The sequence below is a fragment of the Brachyspira sp. genome, from assembly GCF_050873525.1.
Classification (GTDB): Bacteria; Spirochaetota; Brachyspiria; order Brachyspirales; family Brachyspiraceae; genus Brachyspira.
The window spans coordinates 1-3,969 of record NZ_JBNMIZ010000231.1 but is presented as its reverse complement, the minus strand read 5'-3'; the positions used below and the strand labels follow the sequence as shown (position 1 = coordinate 3,969).

Sequence of the window (3,969 nt, the reverse complement as noted above, 5' to 3'; positions counted from 1 at the left end):
CTATAATCGTCATAAGTATTATTATTCGCTTTAATAAAATTTTCGGTTTTATCGAATCTCGACCTTGAATGAATAGAATCTTCGTAAATAGCTCTCTTGAAATCGGAAACTCTCGCTCGGTTGATATTAAAATCTAATTCCAATTCTTCGGAGTTATTATTTGAATTATTATTTTTATTTAAATAATATTCCGATAAAAAATTGTTATTTTGTTTATCGTTATCGTAATTCTCATTACGATTATTATTAATATTATTATAATTTTTTTTATAATCGTTTCCAAAAACCGCTTTTGCCAAAGAACTTCCCAAATCTTCATCTTCGGTTTCCAAAGTGTTTACATTAAAATTATTATTCTTCAAACCGTTTACTATTCCGTCTATTTTTTTATCTTCGTTATTAGAATCGTTAAAAAAACTTTTATCAAAACTATTTGAATTATTTTTTCTTTTTAATTTTTCTCTATAATCTTCTTCGTTAAATGAAAACGAATTGGAAAAATTATTATTCGATTCTTTAATTTTTTCTATAAATGGCAATGTTCCAAAATTCATCTCAGAAATTTCTTTTTTATAAAAAATCGGAAGATAATCTTTAGTTTGAAGTTTTTCGTTATTATCCGAATTAGTTTTATTTATATTTTCCGCATTTTTAGAATCGCTTATTATTTTATTTTCAAAATCTTTTATTTTTTTCAAATCGATTTTACTCAAATAATTTTTCAAATAATTTATCAAATCCAATATTGAAACTTTGGCGACTACAATCGTTAAAATAATTAGTCCAGATATTGTCATTATGAAAGCGCCCGTTTTACCGAATAAAGAAATCAAACTCTCTCCGATAACCGCTCCCATGATTCCGCCTTTTTTATATGAAACGATATCTCCAAAAGTTATGTCGAATAGGACGCTTAACAATATCATCAAAATGGAAGAAGCGAGCGCCGACAACGGAATTTTATTTGCAGAATTTTTAAGAATAACATTTATTCCCGCGTATATAAAAAATATTGGAAAAATAAAAGAAGAATAACCGAAAGCCAAAAAAGAATTAGCAGAAATATAAGCGCCGAAAATTCCGAGAAGATTTTTAGATATATTTTCATTCAAATCTATATTTTCCGCATTCAAGCTAAAATACGAAAGAAATAATATTCCTGCAAAAAGCAGACATAAAAATCCCGCTATATCGAAAATTGGATTTCTATTTTTATCGTTAAATTTGCTCATAAAAAACTCCGTCAATTAACTGCTACTGTCGTAAAATATAAATACACGGCGATTCCGACTATCATACAGTAAAAACCGAAATGAAAAAATCTCCCTCTTTTCAAAAACGATATTAAAAATTTTAAAGCTATTATTCCGAATACAAAAGAAGTAATAAATCCTATAACGGCATAAACGATGTCGAAATTGTTAAAATTTTTTAAATCTTTTAACGACAAAATCAAAGCTCCAAAAATCGCAGGCAAAGAAATTAAAAATGAAAATCTTCCTGCAAAATCTCTATTCAATCCCAAAAATAATGCAACGCTGATAGTCATTCCAGAGCGAGAGATTCCGTGAAAAACCGCCAAAGCCTGAGCGACTCCGATAATAAAAACATTATAATAAGTAGCGGAAAAAATGTCTTTCTTTATAGGAATTTTATCCGTATTTTTTGTAAGCAGAAGAATAGAGCCAGTTATTATAAGATTTAATCCGATTCTATGCATCGGTATGTCGCTTAAATATTTCTCCAAAAAAAATCCCACTATTGCAATCGGTATAGAAGCTATTATTACCATAAGAGCGATTCTAAAACCTTCGTCATTTTCGCTTGCATTTTTGAAATCTTTTAATCCTAAAAACAATCCTTTAATCGCAATTAAAATATCGTTCCTAAAAATTAAACAAGTCGCCAAAAAAGTTCCGAAATGAAGAGCGATTTCAAACGAAAGTATATTTTCCATTTTAAATCCAAGAAAATATTCGGCTATTCTCAAATGCCCCGAACTCGAAACGGGCAAAAATTCGGTTATTGCCTGAACAAATCCTAAAATTATCGGTTCTATTATAGATTTTGGCATAAAACTACCCCTATTATTTTTTCGGATTATAATAAAAAAACAATAGTAAAAAATTATGTAAACTAAAGTGGGCAGTTTTCGAGTGAAGCCCACATAAGCGAAACAATTTCGTTAGTCTTTGGTAATCCAATATTTTACAGGATCTAATAGTTGCAAAATTTTGAATATAAAAACCTTATTTATATTTTTTGTTTGATTAAATAATAGTTATTGATAATTTTTTTATTTTTTAATTTTAAACTGTTGACAAATTTTTAATGTGTTGTATAATTCATACTATGATTGAATTAAATAAAAAATATTACAAAACTGAAATTCGCGAGCCGAGCCGAGTCGAGTCATCACTTTAAACTTTTTTCAAGTTTATGTTTACTTACTAATTATAAAATATTATTCTATTTATTTGTTAAAAATCTATTCAAATTCTTTTTTGAATTTATTGATTTTAACTTTGCAAAAAGCATTTATTTATTTAAATGTTTTAATAAATATTTATCTTATGGATATAATAACCCAAAAGGTTTTTTATCAAATATATTTTTTAATTTAAACAAAGGAGAAACAAAATGATTACACGAATTTGGGCTTTAAGCCAAAAAGCATTTATATTATTCTTTTTATCTTCAGTGATAGTATTTGCCAAAGTCGAAAAAATAGAAGATGAATTCGATGGAACATATTACTATCAAACGGATAGCGCTTTTATAAGAGATTATAAAGCATATCAAATGCTTGAATACAGATTTAGAACTACAAAAGTAAAAGATAATCATCGTATAATAATAGAATTAAATGTAGTTGGAGATGCAAGCACATTTTCTGTAGGCACAGACGATAGGGTTTATATAAAATGCTCGGATGGACATATTATAACTTTAGAATACCAAAGCGTATTCTCGTTTTCGGATAATGGTTTTAGTTATATGGGTAATGTCCCGCAATCAATAAGAAGTATAGCTATATTCAACGATAAAGATACAGAGGCTATATTGGGTGGCATCGACATGATAAAAGTAGAAACTGATAAAGGGTATAAGAACTTAAATATTAAACCGAAAGATAGTAATACAATGGTGAAAAAACTTAATGAAATAATTAAAAAAGTTGAGGAAGATAAAAAATGAAAAATATATTTGCTATAATTTTTATATTTATTCTAATTTTATCATGTGAAATCTCTAATAATCCAAATATACAAAACGGAGAAATAGCTCCAACCCCCGACACAAGTTTAATTGGAACATGGCATGGAAGCACACATGGTGAATATTTAAATTCTATTGGAGAATTTAAATATTATAATTATTATTCTTATGAGTTCAAAGAGGATAATAGAATTTGGTATTATTCTACAAGAAGCAAATATGGAGTTCGGATGAATAAATATAGTTGGATGTTAATATGGAAAATAGAAAACGGGAAATATTATAAAAAACTATATGATAATAGATACGATAGTTGGGAAGAGTTTACAATAGAAAAAATAAGCGAAACTGTTATAAAAATTGATGGAATAGAATTAAAAAAGACTTAATAAAATTAAATAAAAGTATAAAAAATTATGTAAACTAACTTTATAAACAAAAAATAAAAATGCGATAACTAAAAATAGCTACCGCATCAATTCTTTATAAATTATTTTTTATGGGATTAATTATAATCAGTCGTTTACGAAATAAAAACTAACTTGCCCTCCAATATCGAAAGCGCCCAAATTATTTTTACTAAATCTGTCGTCTTTGATTTGCGGACCGAAATCGTATCCAGCGTATAATCCTATTCCCAAAGCAATTTCATCGCTAAAGAAAAATAAATAATCGAAAGTCGCTTTAATATATGGAATATAAGGATTTTTGAATTTATTTTTTAAGGAATCGAAATTATATTTTGTCTCG

The 3,969-nt window shown here is 27.1% G+C and carries 4 protein-coding genes and 1 pseudogene; 2 read left to right on the top strand and 3 right to left on the bottom strand.

Annotation, left to right across the window (positions count from 1 at the left end):
* Positions 1–1,232 (bottom strand): DNA translocase FtsK 4TM domain-containing protein (locus ACR0QS_RS11750; protein WP_432633638.1); only part of this gene is annotated, 1,232 nt, incomplete at its 3' end.
* An 11-nt stretch (positions 1,233–1,243) separates the two neighbouring features.
* The gene (locus ACR0QS_RS11745) at positions 1,244–2,062 is read right to left on the bottom strand and encodes an undecaprenyl-diphosphate phosphatase (RefSeq protein ID WP_432633639.1); all 819 of its coding nucleotides are present in this window, start codon (positions 2,060–2,062) and stop codon (positions 1,244–1,246) included.
* A 578-nt stretch (positions 2,063–2,640) separates the two neighbouring features.
* Between ACR0QS_RS11745 and ACR0QS_RS11740 the strand changes: the two genes are divergently transcribed.
* Positions 2,641–3,198 (top strand): hypothetical protein, encoded by a 558-nt coding sequence (locus ACR0QS_RS11740; RefSeq protein WP_432633637.1) that lies wholly within the window; start codon positions 2,641–2,643, stop codon positions 3,196–3,198.
* Positions 3,195–3,608, top strand: coding sequence for a hypothetical protein (locus tag ACR0QS_RS11735; protein ID WP_432633636.1), 414 nt, complete (start codon positions 3,195–3,197; stop codon positions 3,606–3,608). The genes ACR0QS_RS11740 and ACR0QS_RS11735 overlap by 4 nt, the downstream gene beginning before the upstream one ends.
* Before the next feature lie 126 nt (positions 3,609–3,734).
* Here the strand turns inward: ACR0QS_RS11735 and ACR0QS_RS11730 are convergent.
* Positions 3,735–3,969: pseudogene (locus tag ACR0QS_RS11730) on the bottom strand (hypothetical protein); the annotation flags it as partial.